This is a genomic window from Roseimaritima sediminicola, from assembly GCF_009618275.1.
GTDB classification, from domain to species: domain Bacteria; phylum Planctomycetota; class Planctomycetia; order Pirellulales; family Pirellulaceae; genus Roseimaritima; species Roseimaritima sediminicola.
Genome location: NZ_WIAD01000001.1, coordinates 67,588 through 84,283 on the forward strand (window position 1 = coordinate 67,588; position 16,696 = coordinate 84,283).

At 62.4% G+C, this 16,696-nt stretch carries 15 protein-coding genes; 9 read left to right on the top strand and 6 right to left on the bottom strand.

What is annotated here, in order from left to right; genetic code table 11:
* Positions 1 to 294 precede the first annotated feature (294 nt).
* The gene (locus GE027_RS00225) at positions 295 to 1,434 is read right to left on the bottom strand and encodes an alpha/beta hydrolase family protein (protein ID WP_237607133.1); all 1,140 of its coding nucleotides are present in this window, start codon (positions 1,432 to 1,434) and stop codon (positions 295 to 297) included.
* Positions 1,435 to 1,837: 403 nt separating this feature from the next.
* Between GE027_RS00225 and GE027_RS00230 the strand changes: the two genes are divergently transcribed.
* The 3 genes from GE027_RS00230 to hemG all read left to right on the top strand — a co-directional run bounded on the left by GE027_RS00230 (position 1,838) and on the right by hemG (position 4,478).
* Positions 1,838 to 2,332, top strand: coding sequence for a DUF1269 domain-containing protein (locus tag GE027_RS00230; RefSeq protein ID WP_153555156.1), 495 nt, complete (start codon positions 1,838 to 1,840; stop codon positions 2,330 to 2,332).
* Positions 2,333 to 2,389: 57 nt separating this feature from the next.
* Positions 2,390 to 2,872, top strand: coding sequence for a TIGR03067 domain-containing protein (locus GE027_RS00235; RefSeq protein WP_153555157.1), 483 nt, complete (start codon positions 2,390 to 2,392; stop codon positions 2,870 to 2,872).
* Between the two features lie 163 nt (positions 2,873 to 3,035).
* Complete coding sequence (gene hemG / locus GE027_RS00240; protein WP_153555158.1) at positions 3,036 to 4,478, top strand: protoporphyrinogen oxidase; 1,443 nt, start codon at positions 3,036 to 3,038, stop codon at positions 4,476 to 4,478.
* A 394-nt stretch (positions 4,479 to 4,872) separates the two neighbouring features.
* Here hemG and GE027_RS00245 read toward each other — a convergent pair whose 3' ends face one another.
* From GE027_RS00245 to argH, 3 genes are all read right to left on the bottom strand, one after another.
* Positions 4,873 to 5,289, bottom strand: a complete 417-nt coding sequence (locus GE027_RS00245; RefSeq protein WP_153555159.1) for an ExbD/TolR family protein — start codon at positions 5,287 to 5,289, stop codon at positions 4,873 to 4,875.
* Between the two features lie 11 nt (positions 5,290 to 5,300).
* Complete coding sequence (locus GE027_RS00250; protein ID WP_237607134.1) at positions 5,301 to 6,215, bottom strand: MotA/TolQ/ExbB proton channel family protein; 915 nt, start codon at positions 6,213 to 6,215, stop codon at positions 5,301 to 5,303.
* A gap of 75 nt (positions 6,216 to 6,290) precedes the next feature.
* Positions 6,291 to 7,676, bottom strand: a complete 1,386-nt coding sequence (argH, locus tag GE027_RS00255; protein ID WP_153555160.1) for an argininosuccinate lyase — start codon at positions 7,674 to 7,676, stop codon at positions 6,291 to 6,293.
* A gap of 158 nt (positions 7,677 to 7,834) precedes the next feature.
* On the opposite strand from argH, the gene GE027_RS00260 reads away from it, so the two are divergent.
* Positions 7,835 to 8,866: an NAD-dependent epimerase/dehydratase family protein gene (locus GE027_RS00260; protein ID WP_153555161.1), complete on the top strand. Its 1,032-nt coding sequence runs from the start codon at positions 7,835 to 7,837 to the stop codon at positions 8,864 to 8,866.
* Positions 8,867 to 8,914: 48 nt separating this feature from the next.
* Here GE027_RS00260 and GE027_RS22970 read toward each other — a convergent pair whose 3' ends face one another.
* A complete protein-coding gene (locus GE027_RS22970) occupies positions 8,915 to 9,133 on the bottom strand; it encodes a hypothetical protein (RefSeq protein WP_153555162.1) in 219 nt (72 codons plus the stop codon).
* A gap of 234 nt (positions 9,134 to 9,367) precedes the next feature.
* The gene (locus GE027_RS00270; RefSeq protein ID WP_153555163.1) at positions 9,368 to 9,535 is read right to left on the bottom strand and encodes a DUF1328 domain-containing protein; all 168 of its coding nucleotides are present in this window, start codon (positions 9,533 to 9,535) and stop codon (positions 9,368 to 9,370) included.
* A 454-nt stretch (positions 9,536 to 9,989) separates the two neighbouring features.
* Between GE027_RS00270 and GE027_RS00275 the strand changes: the two genes are divergently transcribed.
* From GE027_RS00275 to GE027_RS00295, 5 genes are all read left to right on the top strand, one after another.
* Entirely contained in the window at positions 9,990 to 11,435 is a 1,446-nt protein-coding gene (locus GE027_RS00275; RefSeq protein ID WP_153555164.1) for a sigma-54-dependent transcriptional regulator, read from the top strand.
* Positions 11,436 to 11,523: 88 nt separating this feature from the next.
* Positions 11,524 to 11,874: an Hpt domain-containing protein gene (locus tag GE027_RS00280; protein WP_153555165.1), complete on the top strand. Its 351-nt coding sequence runs from the start codon at positions 11,524 to 11,526 to the stop codon at positions 11,872 to 11,874.
* Between the two features lie 221 nt (positions 11,875 to 12,095).
* Positions 12,096 to 13,889, top strand: coding sequence for an ABC-F family ATP-binding cassette domain-containing protein (locus GE027_RS00285; protein WP_153555166.1), 1,794 nt, complete (start codon positions 12,096 to 12,098; stop codon positions 13,887 to 13,889).
* 3 nt (positions 13,890 to 13,892) lie between these two features.
* The gene (locus tag GE027_RS00290; protein ID WP_237607135.1) at positions 13,893 to 14,951 is read left to right on the top strand and encodes an SAM-dependent methyltransferase; all 1,059 of its coding nucleotides are present in this window, start codon (positions 13,893 to 13,895) and stop codon (positions 14,949 to 14,951) included.
* Positions 14,952 to 15,151: 200 nt separating this feature from the next.
* Positions 15,152 to 16,636, top strand: coding sequence for a hypothetical protein (locus tag GE027_RS00295; RefSeq protein WP_162006508.1), 1,485 nt, complete (start codon positions 15,152 to 15,154; stop codon positions 16,634 to 16,636).
* Positions 16,637 to 16,696: the final 60 nt, after the last annotated feature.

Consider the following 16,696-nt stretch of genomic DNA (forward strand, 5'->3'; position numbering starts at 1 on the left):
TGAGCCGTTTAGGCGATAGCCTACGGTTCTCGCGTGAGCCGTTTAGGCGATAGCCTCGGTTCTCTGCCGCGCGCTGGGAACTCCCCCCCCCTTTTTCTCCCCTCTCCCCCGCGGCGCCGCGAGCGTCAGCGAGTGAAGCCGTGGGGGAGAGGGGCCGGGGGTGAGGGGGGAACTAGCGCATCATTACACCGGAGCATGTCGGTTCGGTGTTCGATGCCGCCACCATCTGCGCTGCAAGGCCCGAGGCTAGCGCCTGCGGCTCAGTATTTGGTCGGCGCTAGCCGCCCAAACGGCTCAATCCGCGACGTGCTTTTCCAAGAAACTTAGTGTTTTGTTATTCGACCAGGCATGGCCGCCTTCGAAGAAATCGGCTTCGATCCGTTCCGGGTGTCCCAACAGCGTGTACATCTTCTTGAGTTGTTCATAGCCCTGGCGAGCGCCATCGATCGGAAAAATCCGATCGTCGACGCCGTTGATCAACAGGACCGGCCGCGGTGCGTACAGCCCTACCACGTCGGCCATCTCGGCGTACTGCATCACACCCGGCAGGCAGTTGCAGATGCAGTGACGAATCGGATAGATGGACTGACGATACGTCGAAAACGCGCCGGCGATCATGGCAAACCGCACGCGCTCGTCCAGGATCGGCAGGTACATCGCCAGCGTGCCGCCGCCGGAGAGTCCCGCCACGCCAATCTTCTCACCCTGCACCTCACCGGTGCGCGACTGCAGGAAGTCGATCACGCGCATCGCATCCCAACACCGCAGTCCTTGTGGGGTCATCCCCAGCAGCAGCGAATCCATCGTGACGTGGGTACAGCTGCGGGGTAGGTGTTTGATGCCGGAATCCTGATGCCCCGCCGTCTCGTTCCAGCCGCGGACGTTGATCGCGGCGGTAACGTAACCTTGGCGAGCCAGGTAAACGGCGTAATCCAGTTCCGATTCTTCGATACGTTTACGTTCTGCATCGGTTTCCGCATGTCCGATGTAGGGCCAGATTCCGCTGTGACCATGCAGGCAGACGATCGCCGGCCGCGGTCGCTCTAGGTCGTGAGGCACAAAGTAGTAGACCGGCGCCCAGTAGGCGGCTTCGGTTTGCACGTAGATCTTGTGGCGCGTGAACGAATCAAAACGCTCCTTCTCGACCCATTTGACCTGTTGCGGCACACGCTCGGGCATGCGGCCCAGCAACTCTTTCATCACGCCTTCGAGTCTCTGTTGCCACTGACGGTGCTCGGCCAAGTTCGTTGCGTTCCAGGCGTGCGACGGTTCGACCGATTCGACCAGCTGCTGGAAACTGGACTCGACTTTGTGGGGAACATCCGGCCCATCGGGTTCGTCGGCAAAGCTCGCCGATACGCAGGTCATCAGAGCGACAAGCATGGTTTGGCGGACCAGGGGGAGGAGCAAACGACTGGAAAGACGGGACGGCATGCTGGATTCCTTGGCGGTGGGTGAGAGGGTTCGGTTCGAAAAGCCCCATCGTATCCGCTGGAACTTGGGGTTGCCGGCCATCCGCTGCGGAAACGGCCGCGGCTTTGCGATGCCATTGGTGCAAACACGTTCATCTCGCCGGCTTTGGTGCCACCGGCGAGTCTCCCGGCGAAGAATTCGGCCATTTGCCGCCCATCGGCCCGGTGCGGATTGCGAACTGGCACGCCGATTGCCCCTACGACCCCTTCCAGCGGAACGTCTCCGACCAAGCGATGCGCCGCCCGTCACGTCTTCATGTTGTGTTGTGGATCCCTTCACCGGCCCGAGTTCTCGGGACGTGGCAAATTCTGACACCGAGACTCGGTCCGAAAGCAAGTTCTATGGCGTTAACGGGTACTCAATCATGACTGCACTGAAGCAATGCATCGTCGCCGAATACACCTCGATGGAGGAAGCGGACGTGGCCTTACAGGTTCTGGAGACCGCGAATTTTTCGACCGAGAACGTGTCGATTGTTCACGGTTCCGCTGAACAACACGCGGCGAATGTTCCCCAGCTGGAAGATCAGGCCAGTGGCAAACCGCAGGCGGACAGCAGTGCCGGAATGGGCGGTGTGGCCGGCGGCACCCTCGGGGCCGCATTGGGCGCGGCCACGTTGATCGGACCATTCATGGTGGTCGGACCCTTGATCGGAGCGGCCGCCGGGGCGGGCGCCGCAGGCTTGCTCGGCGCGACCCGCCAGTGGGGCGTCGGAACCGACGACAGCCGCAGTTTCGAACAGCGCGTGCGAGACGGCAGCGTACTGATCATCGTGGTCGACCGCACGCGTCGCTTGAACGAAGCCGAACGACTGCTGAAAACCACCAAGTTCCACACCGTGCAGCGCTACGGCGAGTGATAGGCCACGCGCACACACCGTTTCTGTTTCTCACCACCACCACCAAAGGATGTTCCCATGCGTACGTTTGCTTCACTATCTCTGATGGCTCTGATGGCTCTGCTGGTCTGCGGCGTCGCCGTAGCCGAACAACCTTCGCCCACGCCCGACGCAAAGACACAGAAAGTTCTCAAACAGCTGATGGGCCGCTGGGAAATCGAAGAAGGTGTCAATCAGGGTCGCGAGCTTTCCGAGGACGATCTGGAAGGGACCGTTGTGATCGTCGACAAACAGTACATCCGCACGATCGATCGCGATCAAAAGGAACGCTATAAGGCGATCTACAAAATCGACGCCAGCAAGGATCCGATCCAGATCAATATGACGTCGGCCATGAAAGGTGTTCCGCCCGCACAATCGCTGGGAATCCTGGAATTGGAAGACGATGGCGAGGAATGGGAATTGTGTTATGCACTGCCCGGAAACCCTCGTCCCAAAGATTTTGAATCCGAAGAGGGCAGCAAGGTGATGCTGTTCGAAATGGAAAAAGAGGACGACTGAGCGGCATCACCCTCCCCCTGGGAGGGTCGGTCTCTCAGGACCGGGGAGGGTCTCAGCGTTACTGGGAGGTGTAGACACCGTCTGAAAAGGATACGATTGAGCGACCGGCCGCGACACCGTCGTCTCTGCGGCCCTTCCAGTGGCCGCTGATACCCCCGCGCTTGTGAACGATCCCGCCTCGCCTCATATTGTCGTCGTCGGTGCCGGGCTGTCCGGCCTGACGACGGCGTTCTACTTGCATCGCGACCTTCCCGGAGCTCGGCTGAGCGTTCTGGAGGCCAGCCCGCGCGTCGGTGGTGTCGTGCAGACGGAAACCGCCGATGGATTTCTGATCGAACATGGTGCGGACATGTTCTCCACCGAGCCGCCCGAAGCCCTGCAATTGTGTCGCGATCTGGGCGTCGAACAGGAATTAATCCTGACCAATGAATCCGGGCGCGGAGCAATGATTGCCCGCGGCCACCAGGTATATCCGGTCCCCGAAGGGTTCGTGCTGATGCGTCCCACGCGGACCGGTCCGATCCTGTCGACACCGTTGTTATCGGCGAAGGGCAAACTGCGATTGCTGGGCGAACGCTGGGTCGCGGCCCGTGACAGCGAGGAAGACGAGAGCGTCGCGTCGTTTGTCGAGCGACGGCTGGGACGCGAAGTGCTCGAGCGGATCGTCCAGCCCCTGGTCGGAGGCATCTACACGGCCGACCCACGGCGGTTGAGCATGCAGGCGACCATGCCTCAGTTTGTCGCTATGGAGCGTGAGCACGGCAGCCTGGCCGCCGCGACAACGGCTCGGCACCGCGCCGGCGGTGACGGTCGCGAACGCAGCAGCAGCGGAGCCCGATACGCTCAGTTCCGCGGCTTCCCCGGCGGGATGCGGCAGTGGTTCGAACGTCTGCAGGCCGCCCTCCCCGACGGCTGCGTGCAAACGTCCGCCAAACTGGATTCGCTCTCGCCCGCGGCCGGTCGCTGGCAGCTGCGCGTCGCAGGCGGCGACCGATCCTCCCGCCCAGAAAACATCGACGCCGACGCGGTGGTGCTGGCCGGGCCGGCGAAGATGTCCAGCGGCTTGCTGGAGGGCTTTGCGCCGGCGGCGACCGAGGCGCTTCGCGACATCGTGGCGGCCAGTTCGGTCATTCTGGTTTTGGGAGTGGCTGATAAAAACATTGCCCGCAAACCCAAGGCGTTCGGTTTGGTCGTCCCCGCGCGGGAGCGTCGCTCGATCCTGGCCTGCAGTTTCGCCAGTCACAAATTCCCCGGTCGTGCTCCCGAGGGACACACCCTGATGCGAGTGTTCATGGGTGGGGCGCTGCAGCCAGAGTTGTGCGAGCGCAGTGACGAGGAATTGATCGAGTTAGCGCGAAGTGATCTGCAAGAATTAATTGGCTGGAACGGCCAAGCGAGACTGCAACGCGTGGTGCGTTGGAACGAAGCGATGCCGCAGTACTTGCTCGGTCACCGGCAGCGAGTGGAACGAATCGAAGCGGCGCTCGAGCCGTATCCGACGTTGGCGATTGCCGGCAACAGCCTGCACGGTGTCGGGATCGCCCCGGTCGTCAGGACCGCGAAGCGCACAGCCAAGCGAGTGGTTGCGGCGGTTGTTGGTTGTTAGTTGATGGTTGTTGGTTGTTGGTTGATGGTTGTTGGTTGATGGTTGATGGTTCAAAGGGGGGCAGGGAATCCCGTTGTTGACTCCCCTCTCCCCGCCGGGCGGAACAGCGAGACAGCGCCGTACGGCAATCCCCCTCACCCCCGGCCCCTCTCCCCCACAGCCTGACTCGCTTGAGCTCGCCAGGCTGTGGGGGAGAGGGGAGAAAACGAGCTTTCGCAACTAACCGCCAACCGCTAACAACTAACAACTAACAACTAACAACTAACAACTAACAACTAACAACTAACAACTAACAACTAACAACTAACAACTAACAACTAACAACTAACAACTAACAACTAACAACTAACAACTAACAACTAACCAACTGGGGACCAAAGTCTGGCGACTTCAGCTACGGGGCTGAGACAACGGCGAAGGCGGCGTTCCATAGACCGGCTTCGGCGCTCAGCCTTAGGATCGGTTCGACTTTGCCGTAGGCGATTGTCCGGTCGGTGCGGATGCGGACCGCGGCGTCGGGGCCATGTTCTCCGCGGTGGCTTTCCAGCAACTGTTTCAGTCGCGGTTCGTCCGCCGGCTTGCCGCCGACCAACCAGCGGCCCTGTCCGTCGATATTGATGGTCAACACATCGGGCCGGACAGCGTCCCCGGCGTGGGTCGTGGCCGCCGGCAACGGCAGGGGCATTCGCGACTCCTGCCGGGCCAGATGGCTGGAAACCAGGAAGAAGATGATCAACAGAAACACCACGTCGATCATCGGCGTCATATTCGTGGCCAGCCGTCCGTCTTGACTGTTGTGCGGAATGCGCATCGTGGGTCCGCCTAATCCTGGGGCGGCGGCGGTGGACTGGTCGGCCCCCGTCGCGGCGGCGGTTCCGGAGACCGCGGCGGAGCAGGCGAACTGCCGCTGGCACCGGCGGCCGGTCGACTGGCGGGGCCGCCGGCAGGCGGTTTGGACGGAGGCGGCTTGGGCGGTCCGGCGGCTCTTCCACTGCGCCCCGGTGGGCGCCGTTTGACCGGCGCCAGGGCGTGCTGGGACTGGTACGCCGATTCCGCGATCAGGCTATCGACGCGGTTGCGGAACACGGCATAGGCGGCCAGCGAGGGGATGGCCACAACCAGACCGCCGACCGTGGTCACAAGCGCCTGGTAGATGCCTTCGGCCAGATCGCCGGCCCCGGCCGCGCCCTGCGAACCGGCCACCTGTTGGAAGGCGAAGATCATCCCGGTCACGGTCCCGAGCAGTCCGACCATGGGGGCGATGTTGCCGATGACCGACAGGTATTCGACGCGGCGCATCAAGCGTGCCGACTGGTCGGCCAACCCGTCCTCCACCGCCTTCTCGACTTCGCGCCAACCGTATTCGACTTCCGCCAACCCGCTCAGCAGCGCGAAACTCAGCACGCTGGGCTGGCGTCGGCAAGCGGCATCGGCGTCGGGCACTCGGCCGGTCAATAGTGCCTGCCGCACGGCATCGGACAGCCCCTCGGGCAGGATCTCTTTCTTGCGCAGCGTCATGATCTGGTCAAAGATCAAGTAGGCCGCCGAAACGCTCAGCGCAAACAACAGGACGACGATGGCCACGCCGAGGATACCGCCGCTGAACACGATGTCCAGAAAACCATCAGAGCCGTCCGGAGCTCCGGCGCTGTCGCCCGCGGCGGTTTGCTGGCCCAGGATGACCGTCGGCCTCCAAGCCTCCATCGCGGCCGTGCAGAGCGGATTCAGTGCGGTCATCACGCTTCGTCTCGGTGTTTAAATTTTGCAAAAAAACGTCGGGGCGGCCACCTGCCATTCGCTGGTGGCAACGCGTCATTCGCTGGCCGATAGACGCTCGGTCCAGTACTGGATCTGCGAACGCACGCGAGCCGGCGCCGTGGATCCTTCGCTGGTGAAGGCTTCGATGGCGTTGCGCGTTCCCAATACGTCGCGCACCGACTCGTCCAGTTCCGGAGCGTGTTTTTGAAGCACGTCCAGCGGCAATTCGGCCAACGTCACCTTTCGCTGCATCGCTTCGCCCACGATCGCACCGACCAAGTGGTGAGCGCGACGCTGGGGCATGCCGGCGGCGATCATATGTTCCATCAACGTCGTCGCATCCAGGTACCCTTCCTCGATCTGGGCGGCGATGCGTTCCCGTTGCAGTTCCGCGCCGGCGACCAGCGGTGCGGCCAACTGCAGACAGATTTGGATCGTATCGAAGGAATCGAACAGCGGCGGTTTGTCCTCTTGAAGATCACGGTTATAAGCCAGCGGCAGCCCCTTGGTCAGGATCATCAGGGTTTGCAGATTGCCCATCACGCGAGCCGCCTTGCCGCGGGTCAACTCCAGTACGTCCGGATTGACTTTCTGCGGCATGATGCTGCTGCCGGTACAGAAAGCGTGCGGACACTGGATGAAGCCGAATTCCACGGTGCTCCACAAAATCCACTCTTCGGCCCAGCCCGACAGATGGGTCGCGATCACGCTCAGCACGAACGCGCTTTCCAACACGAAGTCCCGGTCGCTGCTGGTGTCGAGGCTGTTGCGCGTGATGCCGGCAAAGCCCAACTCGCCCGCCGTCCGGTGGCGATCGATCGGCAAACTTGTTCCGGCCACCGCGGCCACGCCCAAACTGCTCTGGTTCACTCGCTGGATGCAATCGGCGATTCGCTCGCGATCCCGCTGGAACTTTTCGATATAGGCCAGCCAGTAGTGGGGGGCGAGCACGGGCTGGGCGCGTTGCAGGTGCGTGTAGGCCGGCAGCACGACGTCGAAGTCTTTCTCACAGCGTCCCAGGAACGCCCGCTGGACCTCGGCCAGCAACTGGTCGGTCTGCTCGAGCGCCTCCCGGACCCACATCCGAAAATCGGTGCTGACCTGGTCGTTGCGGCTGCGCGCGGTGTGCAGTTTGCGGCCAACATCGCCCAGGCGATCGATCAACGCCTGCTCGATGTGCATGTGGATGTCTTCCAGCTCGAACCGCATCGGCATCGATCCGCTGTCCAGCTCGCCGCGGATCTCCTCGAGCGCCTGACAGATCGCCTCGCATTCCTCGTCAGAAATCAAGCCCTGCCCGGCCAACATCTGGGCGTGGGCCTTGGAACCGCGAATATCTTGGTGGTACAAGCGGCGGTCAAAACTGATGCTTTCGGCGAACTGTTCGACGCGAGAGTCCGTTCCCTCGCTGAATACACCGCCTCGTGAAGGACTTTCCAAAGGTAGGTTCCCGTGGCTTGATCTGGAAAAAAACGTGCGTATCCGGCGGGCGCGGCCTTGGCATCGATGCAGGCTCCGACCGATAAGGCAACTAGAATGGCCGCTGCGGTCGCCGGGACCGTAGTGTATGGGGTTTTAAATCAAGAGGAAACTACGGCGTGAGCACTGCGATTGTTACGGGAGCGACCGGCTTTATCGGCACGCGGTTGTGCGAGCGTTTATTGGCCGAAGGCTGGCGGGTGCGAGCGACGGTGCGCCAGTCCTCGCGAGCCGAAGAGCTCCGCGACCGCGGCGTCGAATTGGTGCCCTGCGACCTTTCCCAGGAGGGGCTCAGCACGGCCGGCCTGCAGGACGTCGAGGTGGTTTTCCACCTGGCCGGGCTGACCACCAGCGCGGACCTCGCCCGGCTGCGCAAGGTGAATCGCGACGGTACCCGGCGATTGGCCGAATCCCTTCGCCGGGCCAGCAACCCGCCGCGGGTGCTGCACGTGTCCTCGATCGCCGCCAGCGGTCCCGGGCTCCGTCAACAGGTTCGCCGCGGCGACGAGCCACCGGTGCCGATTTCCAACTACGGCCGCAGCAAACTGGAAGGCGAACGGGCGATTGCCGAACTGGCGGAGCACTGCCCGATCACCATTGTGCGACCGGGCGTGGTGTTTGGTCCCGGCGACAAAGAAGGTTTTCGCATCGCTGCCCCGATCGCTAAAACCGGCATCCACTTCGTTCCGGGCTGGCGGACGCCGGCACTCAGCGTGGTCTATGTGGAAGACTTGGTCACCATCATGCTCAGAGCCGCCGCCGACGGGGCTAGGCTGGAGGCATCGTTACCGGATGCCCTGGTCGGTCCGGGCGTCTACACCGCCGCTTGCGACGCTCACCCCACCTATGCCCAATGGGGACGGATGATCGGAACGGCTATGGGACGACGCGCCCGGGTGATGCCGATTCCGCCCCGACCGGCCAAGGTGGCCGGCTGGGTCGCCGGGAAACTGGGCAGCGGCTCGCTGCACCTGGATAAGATTCGCGAAGCCCAGGTGCCCAGCTGGGCGTATTTCGACCCGCAACTCGCTTCGCAGCTGAGTTTCCACTTCGAAGCGACATTGGAGGAGCAACTGGAGCAAACGATTCGCTGGTACCGCGAACAAGGCTGGCTGAAACCAAACCATGGCCGTGCCGCAGCGTCGGCCTAGGCCGCCAAGACATCACTCAGCCCCTCTTGGCGGAGGTTTCCCCCGTGCCTACAGGTACCAAGCTACGCCGGCGATGGCCAAAGCGGCGATCGCCAACACGACCAGGTAGCTGAGGGCGACCAGGGCGAACGGCGCGGAGCTTTCCATCGGCTCGTCTTCGGCGTGCATCGCTTTGCTGACCGATTCAGAAATCGTGTCGTGATGCTCGTCGCCGGATTCGGGCCGGTCGGCAGAGGTCGGATGTTGGGTATGTGCAGGTGCGCTCATCACTTGGAACTCCTTTTTAGAAATCTCTTGCGGTTTATCCACCAGGCCGCCATGGCCGTCCGCGGACTGCGGACCGCCACGGCCGGGTGACTTGCTTTCGCCCGTTCCGGTGCTCCCCACCGAAACGGGTGTTTCTTGCCGGTTGGGGAGGCCGGCGGCGGTAACGCCCCGTGCTCGAACACACGTTCGCCCTTCCGTCACCTTCTCCCGCTGGCTCCCCACCCTTGGCCGGCTCTACGTCGTGCGGCGCATCAACTGGGCCAATAGGCTCAGGACGAACAGAACGAGGAACACGAAGAACAGGATCTGCGCGATCCCTGCGGCGCCGGCCATGATGTTGCCAAAGCCGAACAGCCCAGCGACCAACGCGATGACCAAAAATACAGCTGCCCAGTAAAGCATGGGTTGTCTCCAAAAATTGTTGGGGATGGCGGACCGAACCGAAAACGCTCGGCTGTCCAGCGGACACAGAGTGCAAAGTGCATGCCAGATACAGCGCAAAGTGCATGCCAGATACAGCGCAAAGTGCATGCCAGATACAGCGCAAAGCGCATGCCACCCGAGGGGCAAAGTGCATGCCGCATCAAAGGCAAAGCACCTGCCGACGAACCTTCCCAGCCCTCATCCGGCGGCCCCAGCAGTGCCGCATCCGGACCGGCGGGGACCTGGCCCAGGGGGACCAATCCGGTGATAATCCCGCCGGAACCGAGCTCTGACACGTCGCATGCCGAGGCAATAAAGAGTAAAACAACGACTACGAGACCGGCCCGGCTGGGGGCAGCCCGTCGTTTCGGGTAAAAATAAATTCGACATACACCACTCTGCGGTTTCTTCCACAGCAAGGGATTTCAAATCGATGCCATCTGTTTTGGTCATTGACGACGACCGTTCCATTCATTTGCTGATCCGCAAAGCGCTCGAACCGATCGCCGAGGTCGTGTCGGCCGAACGGGGCGACGAAGGTCTTGAGGCGTTGGCGACACAAAAATTCGATGTCGTGCTGCTGGACATCCAGCTACCGGACCGCAGTGGATTGGCGGTTTTCTGCGAGATTCACGAGCGGGATCGCCGCTTGCCGGTGATCTTTATGACCATCGAAGCGACCAGCCAAACGGCCATCGAAGCGATGCAGCTCGGGGCGTTTGACTACCTGGCCAAACCGCTGGGTGTCGAAGCCCTCAGGACGTTGGTCCAGCGCGCGATCGACCAACGGGCGATGAGCAGTGTGCCGGTGGCGATCGCCGCGGATGAGGATTTTTCCCAAGGCGAAGGCGAACTGTTCGTCGGCTGCAGCGAGGGGATGCTGGAGGTTTTCAAAACCATCGGCCGGGTCAGCAAACAGAATGTGCCGGTTTTGATTCGAGGCGAGAGCGGAACGGGCAAGGAATTGGTCGCCCGGGCCCTGTATCAGTACAGCCACCGAGCCGACAAACCGTTCCTGGCGGTCAACTGTGCGGCCCTGCCCGACAATCTGCTGGAGAGCGAACTTTTTGGCCACGAGAAGGGCTCGTTCACGGGAGCCGATTCGCGCCGTATCGGCAAGTTCGAACAGTGCAACGGCGGCACGCTGTTCCTGGACGAAATCGGCGACATGGCCCCAGGCGTCCAGGCCAAAGTCCTGCGAGTCCTACAGGAACAACGCTTCGAACGGGTCGGCGGCAACAAAGAACTGGAAACCGACGTGCGCATCGTCGCGGCCACCAACCAACCGCTCGAGCAGATGGTTGAGGACGGCGATTACCGCGAGGATTTGCTGTACCGCCTGAACGACGTCACGATCACCCTGCCCAGCTTGAACCAGCGGGCCGGCGACATCGCCCTGCTAATCCAATACTTCCTCAGCCAGGCCAAGATCGAACTCGGCAAGCCCGACCTGCAAGGCCTTTCGCCCGAAGCGGTTGCGAAAATGACCGCGTATCATTGGCCCGGCAACGTCCGGCAATTACGCTCGGTGGTACGCCGCTGTGTGCTGGACACCGTCATGCCGGTGATCACCCCCGACGTCCTGCCCACCGAAATCCGCCAGGGCAGCGTTACCAAGCCCACGCCCAGCCCCACCAACGAAGCCGGCACCGGCCTGCCAGCCCTGGTGGAACGCCGGCTGAGCGAAAAGTCGACCAACATTTATGCCGAATCGCTGCAGTATATGGAACAGTATGTGCTAGTAAGGGTTCTGAAAGAGACCGGTGGTAATCAAAGCCAAGCGGCGGAGATCCTGGGGATCACCCGCGGCAAGCTGCGAGATCGGATCAGTACCTACGAGATCGCACTCGATAGCGAAATCTCGATCAAAGGCGGCTGAGCATCCGGGGGCAGCTGAGCATTCGGAGGCAGCTGAGCATCCGAAGGCAAACGCCCCACCATAGAAACCCTCGATTGCATAAATAACCGTGAACGAACAACAGAAAAACCGCTTCTCGGCGGCTCTGCAGCGCTTGGCTGGCGATACCGATCTTCTGTGTTGCATGGCATCGATGGTCGTCAGCGATGCGCACGAAGTCCTGGGAAAATTGACCCACGCCGTCGACCAAGGCGATACCGCGGCCACGGCCGTCACAGCCCATCAACTGAAAGGGATGCTCAGCACGTTCGAAACCGATTCTCCGGTGATCGAACTGCAGGAATTGATCGAAACAGCGCGGCGCGGTGACCACGCTTCGATGCAGCAACAATTCCGCTTGCTCGAGCCGCGCCTGACCGACTTGCTGGACGAGATCTCGGCCTTGCAGGAATACGCCTGAATTCCGTGGCCTGATCAGCCATTGTTCGCGTTCCCCACCGTCGCTGCCAGCCTCTTGGCCGGTTCTCAAACGTCCCCTACTCCCCGCTCGCGACGTACCAGCCCTGTCGGCCGGTCCGCGTCGCCTTCTCGATCGCCCTGCGAGGGACTACGATTGCGGCTTTCCGCCGCTCGGTTTCCTCTCACCCACTCAGAATCTCTCACCCCCAAACTCCAGGGCCCATGGCAGTACTCCTGCAAATCCGCGATGCCTACAAACGGTATGGCGAACAAGTCTTGCTCGACGGCGCCGAAGCCTCGATCGTCGACGACGTCAAAGTCGGGTTTGTAGGACGCAACGGAGCCGGCAAGTCCACGTTGCTGCGGATCCTGCTGGGCGAGGAAGAGCTCGACAGCGGCGAGGTCATCCACCATCCCCGGCTGCGGGTCGGTTACCTCCGCCAACACGATCCGTTTCGCGTTGGCGAGTCGGCGCTGGAATTCCTAATGCGCGACAGCGGCCAACCGGACTGGAAATGCGGCCAGGTGGCCGGCCAGTTCGAGCTGAAGGGTCGCTACCTAGAGGGCCCGGTGAAGGAGCTGTCCGGGGGCTGGCAGACCCGCGTCAAATTGGCCGCGCTGCTGCTGCACGACCCGAACCTGCTGTTGTTGGACGAACCGACCAACTTCCTCGATGTGCGAACCCAGATCCTGCTGGAACACTTCCTGCGCGATTTCCGGCAAGCCTGCCTGATTGTCTCCCACGATCGAGCCTTCCTCAAAGCCACCTGTTCGCAGACCCTGGATCTCAGCCGCGGCAAGCTGACGATGTATCCGGGCAAGATCGACGCCTTTCTGGAATATCAGGAAGAGCGCCGCGAGCATGACCTGCGGGTCAACGCGACCGTGGTCGCCAAACAAAAGCAGCTGAAACGATTCATCGACAAGAATCGTGCCAAGGCCAGCACCGCCAGCCAGGCGCGGTCCAAAGCCAAACAGCTGGAACGCTTGCAAACCAACGAGATCGAAGTCGACCTACCGACGGTCAATATTCGCGCCCCGCAGGTGGACCCGCGGCAGGGCACAGCCGTGCGAACCACCGACCTGGCAATCGGTTACCCCGACCACACCGTGGCCACCGACATCCAACTGGAAATCGAACACGGCGACCGTGCGGCCATCGTCGGTGACAACGGCCAGGGCAAGACGACGCTGCTGCGCACCCTGACCGGTTCTCTGCCGCCGGTCGACGGTTCGCTCCGCTGGGGGCATCACTGCGAAATCGGCGTCTATGCCCAGCACGTCTACACCACGCTGCCGCCAGACCAAACCGTCCTGGAGTACCTGGAGTACCAGTCCAACGCCGATACGACCACCCAGCAGATTTTGGCGGTGGCCGGTTCGCTGTTGTTCCGCGACGAACACGTCCAGAAAAAAATCGAAGTCCTCTCCGGGGGCGAACGAGCTCGGCTCTGTCTGGCCGGGTTGCTGTTGGGCACGTACAACATCCTGGTGCTGGACGAACCCGGGAACCACTTGGACGTCGAGACGGTCGAGGCCTTGGCCGAAGCCCTGCTGGACTATCAAGGAACGGTGATCTTCACCAGTCACGACCGCTACTTCATGAAGCGTATCGCCAGCTCGATCATCGAAGTCCGCGATGGCAGCGTGAAAAACTACCTGGGCGATTACGACGCGTACCTGTACGCGATGAACAAGGAAATCGACGAAGGCGAACGCGAGCGCGAAGCCGCCAAGAAATCCGCCGGCAACAAAGCCTCCGGCGGTGGCTCGGCCGGCAAAGGCAACGCCCACCGCGCCGACAGTCGCGATGCCCGGCGGACGCAGAAAGAAATTAAAAATCTGGAGCGGAAGATCGCGCGCCTGGATGAAGACAAGAAATCGCTGAACGACCAACTGCTGTCCTGCAGCGATCCAGAAAAAGCCCTCGAACTACACAACCAAATCGAAACCATCAGCGAAGAGCTCGAACAGTTCGAGGAGCGGTGGTGCGAGCTCAATCAGGATGCCTGGTAAGCCATGGCCGACGCTTCGTTTTTGATGGTCACCTGCCAGCGTGGTGCGGAGACCGCGCTGAAGAACGACTTGACCGCCGCGGCCGGCTGGCGATTGGCCTTCTCGCGGCCCGGTTTCGTCACCTTCAAGCACGATTCGCCCACGGCCGACTGGCCTGACAGCCCGTTTGCGCGCACTCGTTCGCACAGCGTCGGGAAAGCTCAGAGCGACCAATTGGCCGAACTGCTCGATCGCTTCGACGGCGTCCTGGATGGTTTGGCCGATCGTCATCCCGGCGGCTTTGATCACCTGCACGTCTGGGCTCGCGACCGAGCCGTGGTGGGCGAATTCAGTTTCGAACCGCACGCTGCCAATCCGCTGGTCGCCGACGTCGCCCAGCGGATCTACCAGCATTTGACCGCCGGCGGACGCGTCGCGGCGAGCGAACCCAATCAGACCGCCTCTCGCGGTCAAAGCGTGCTGGATGTGGTATTGGTCGATCCCGGTCAGTGGTGGTTCGGTTGGCACCGAGCGGAAGACTTGCCCAGCAGTTGGCCCGGAGCGATTCCGCCGGTCGATGCCGAACAGGACGTGGTCTCGCGAGCGTATTTTAAATTGGCCGAAGCGGTGGCGTGGAGCCAGTTGCCGATGCGGCCGGGCGAGCACGTCTTCGAAATCGGCAGCGCCCCGGGCGGCGCCTGCCAGCGGCTGCTGGAGTTGGGCTTTCGAGTGACCGGGATCGATCCGGCCGAGATGGATCCCCGCGTGCTCGAACATCGTCACATGACGCACGTGCAGGCCCACGCCGAGGATCTCAAACGGTCGGTCTACCGCGACGCCCGTTGGTTGGTCGTCGACGCGACCATCAAACCGCAGAAAACCCTGTGGGCGGTCGAGGGAATTGTGACCAGCAGCGAAGTGAGCGTGCGCGGGATGCTGCTGACGCTGAAGCTGGGCAGTTACGAGCGGGCCGAGGAGATCGAGCAGTGGACCCAGCGAGTCCGTTCCTGGGGTTATCCGAGAATCGCCGTCCGCCAGCTGGCCACCGGCCGCCGCGAAATCTGCCTGGCGGCCAGCAAATAAGCCGACGGCGCGGGGCCAATGCCATCTACTTTCACCATCGCTTGCGATTGAAGCGTTAGCGGAGCGGCGCAAGCGATGGTGAAAGTAGATGGCATCGGGCTGCGCCGGCGGTTTGCCATTGACGCCGGCGGCGGTCGCTTTGTACCTCGGTCTTTAATCTTTTTGACGGCGGAAGCGAATTTTTATCTGAATAACCCAGGGTGAGTAGCGTGCGTTGCGTATGCAGGATTGGCAAGACGGCCTTCTTAACCGCCGGCTGCGCTCTGTGGGCCGCTGTGTTGGCTGGAACGCTGCACGCTGCTCCGCGGCCTCAGTCGACGCCGCTGCCGGTCACCCAGGCCGGACCTCCGGCCAGCGATCAGTTCGTTCCGCAAACCCAGATGGCTCCGGTCACCCCGCGTTCCTCCATCGAAACGCCGACACCGCCCTCGACCATGCTGGGCAGCCCGGTCTTTGACCCCTACCAGCGCGGCACCGCGCCGGGTTACCTCCGCAATCCCGCGCCCAACCCGCCCCAACAACCCGCTCCGCCGGCCCCAGGCGGTCTGGGATCGATGTTTTCGGGCATCGGTTCCCCGCCCGTTGGCGGCGCTCCGGTGGCCCTGCCCAGCAGCACCGGCTCGACCCTGTTCGGCGGAGCCGCGCCGGTGGGACACCCGGCCACACCGCCGCCCGGTTACGGGTACGCCCCACCGACGGTCAGCCCGCCGGTCTACGCCCCCCCCACCTACGGCACGCCCAACTACGGCGCTCCGGCGACCATCTATCCGCCCACAGCCTATCCCAACGCCCAGCCCTCGACCCTGTTTCCCGGGGGCGTGTTTGGCGGTGGCGGTCCGTTTGGTGGTGGCGTTGGCAGTGCGATGGCCGAGCCGTTCCGACTGTTCCAGGGCCCGCGAGTGCGTCACACCTGGTTGGCCGGTGGCGACGACCCGGCCGACCTGGACATCAATACGACCGACATCTCGTTTGCCATGGCTTGCCCGAATTTCCTGTACAGCACCCAGCCGCTGTACATCCTGCCCTCGTTCTCGCTGCACCTCTGGGATGGACCGCAGGGAGCCGCCGGCGGCGCGGCCGATCTGCCGGCCAACGCCTACGACGCCTTTTTGGACCTGGGCTGGCAGAGCGACCCACAGCGCATCGTGGGTGCGGAGCTGGGCCTGAGAATGGGCGTGTTTACCGATTTCGATACGCTGAATTCCGAAAGCTTCCGCGTTCGCGGTCGAGCCCTGGGCATTTTTCGCCTCTCGCCCATGTCCACGTTCAAGCTCGGAGCGATCTATGCGGACCGAAACGATATCAAATTCCTGCCCGCCGGCGGACTTTTGTACCAACCCAACCCCTACACGCGCTACGACATCACGTTTCCCGACCCCAAAATTTCTCGATACCTAAACACAGTGGGCGTGTACGACACCTGGGGCTATGTGGCCGGCGAGTTCGGCGGCGGCTCCTGGACGATCCAGCGCGCCAACGGCAGCGACGACTCGGTCGACATCAACGACTACCGCATCCTGTTCGGTTTGGAGTGGGGGCGCAGCGATCTGATCCGCAGCGGCCGCCGCACCGGGTTTGTGGAACTGGGCTACGTGTTTGGCCGCGAAGTTGAATACCAGCGGAACCCGGCCGACAATTTCGACCCCAACGACACCTTCCTGATCCGCCTGGGCGTTGGGTACTAAGCACGTCGCAAAGTGTGTTTGGTCATCACTCTCCCACTGAGAGCCCGACCCTCCCGCTGC

What these genes read in the sequence shown, in the direction of transcription:
- GE027_RS00225 (WP_237607133.1), bottom strand. Translation starts at nt 1,434, where the DNA reads ATGCCGTCCCGTCTTTCCAGTCGTTTGCTCCTCCCCCTGGTCCGCCAA.
- GE027_RS00230 (WP_153555156.1), top strand. Translation starts at nt 1,838, where the DNA reads ATGACTGCACTGAAGCAATGCATCGTCGCCGAATACACCTCGATGGAG.
- GE027_RS00235 (WP_153555157.1), top strand. Translation starts at nt 2,390, where the DNA reads ATGCGTACGTTTGCTTCACTATCTCTGATGGCTCTGATGGCTCTGCTG.
- GE027_RS00245 (WP_153555159.1), bottom strand. Translation starts at nt 5,289, where the DNA reads ATGCGCATTCCGCACAACAGTCAAGACGGACGGCTGGCCACGAATATG.
- GE027_RS00250 (WP_237607134.1), bottom strand. Translation starts at nt 6,215, where the DNA reads ATGACCGCACTGAATCCGCTCTGCACGGCCGCGATGGAGGCTTGGAGG.
- GE027_RS22970 (WP_153555162.1), bottom strand. Translation starts at nt 9,133, where the DNA reads ATGAGCGCACCTGCACATACCCAACATCCGACCTCTGCCGACCGGCCC.
- GE027_RS00270 (WP_153555163.1), bottom strand. Translation starts at nt 9,535, where the DNA reads ATGCTTTACTGGGCAGCTGTATTTTTGGTCATCGCGTTGGTCGCTGGG.
- GE027_RS00275 (WP_153555164.1), top strand. Translation starts at nt 9,990, where the DNA reads ATGCCATCTGTTTTGGTCATTGACGACGACCGTTCCATTCATTTGCTG.
- GE027_RS00285 (WP_153555166.1), top strand. Translation starts at nt 12,096, where the DNA reads ATGGCAGTACTCCTGCAAATCCGCGATGCCTACAAACGGTATGGCGAA.
- GE027_RS00290 (WP_237607135.1), top strand. Translation starts at nt 13,893, where the DNA reads ATGGCCGACGCTTCGTTTTTGATGGTCACCTGCCAGCGTGGTGCGGAG.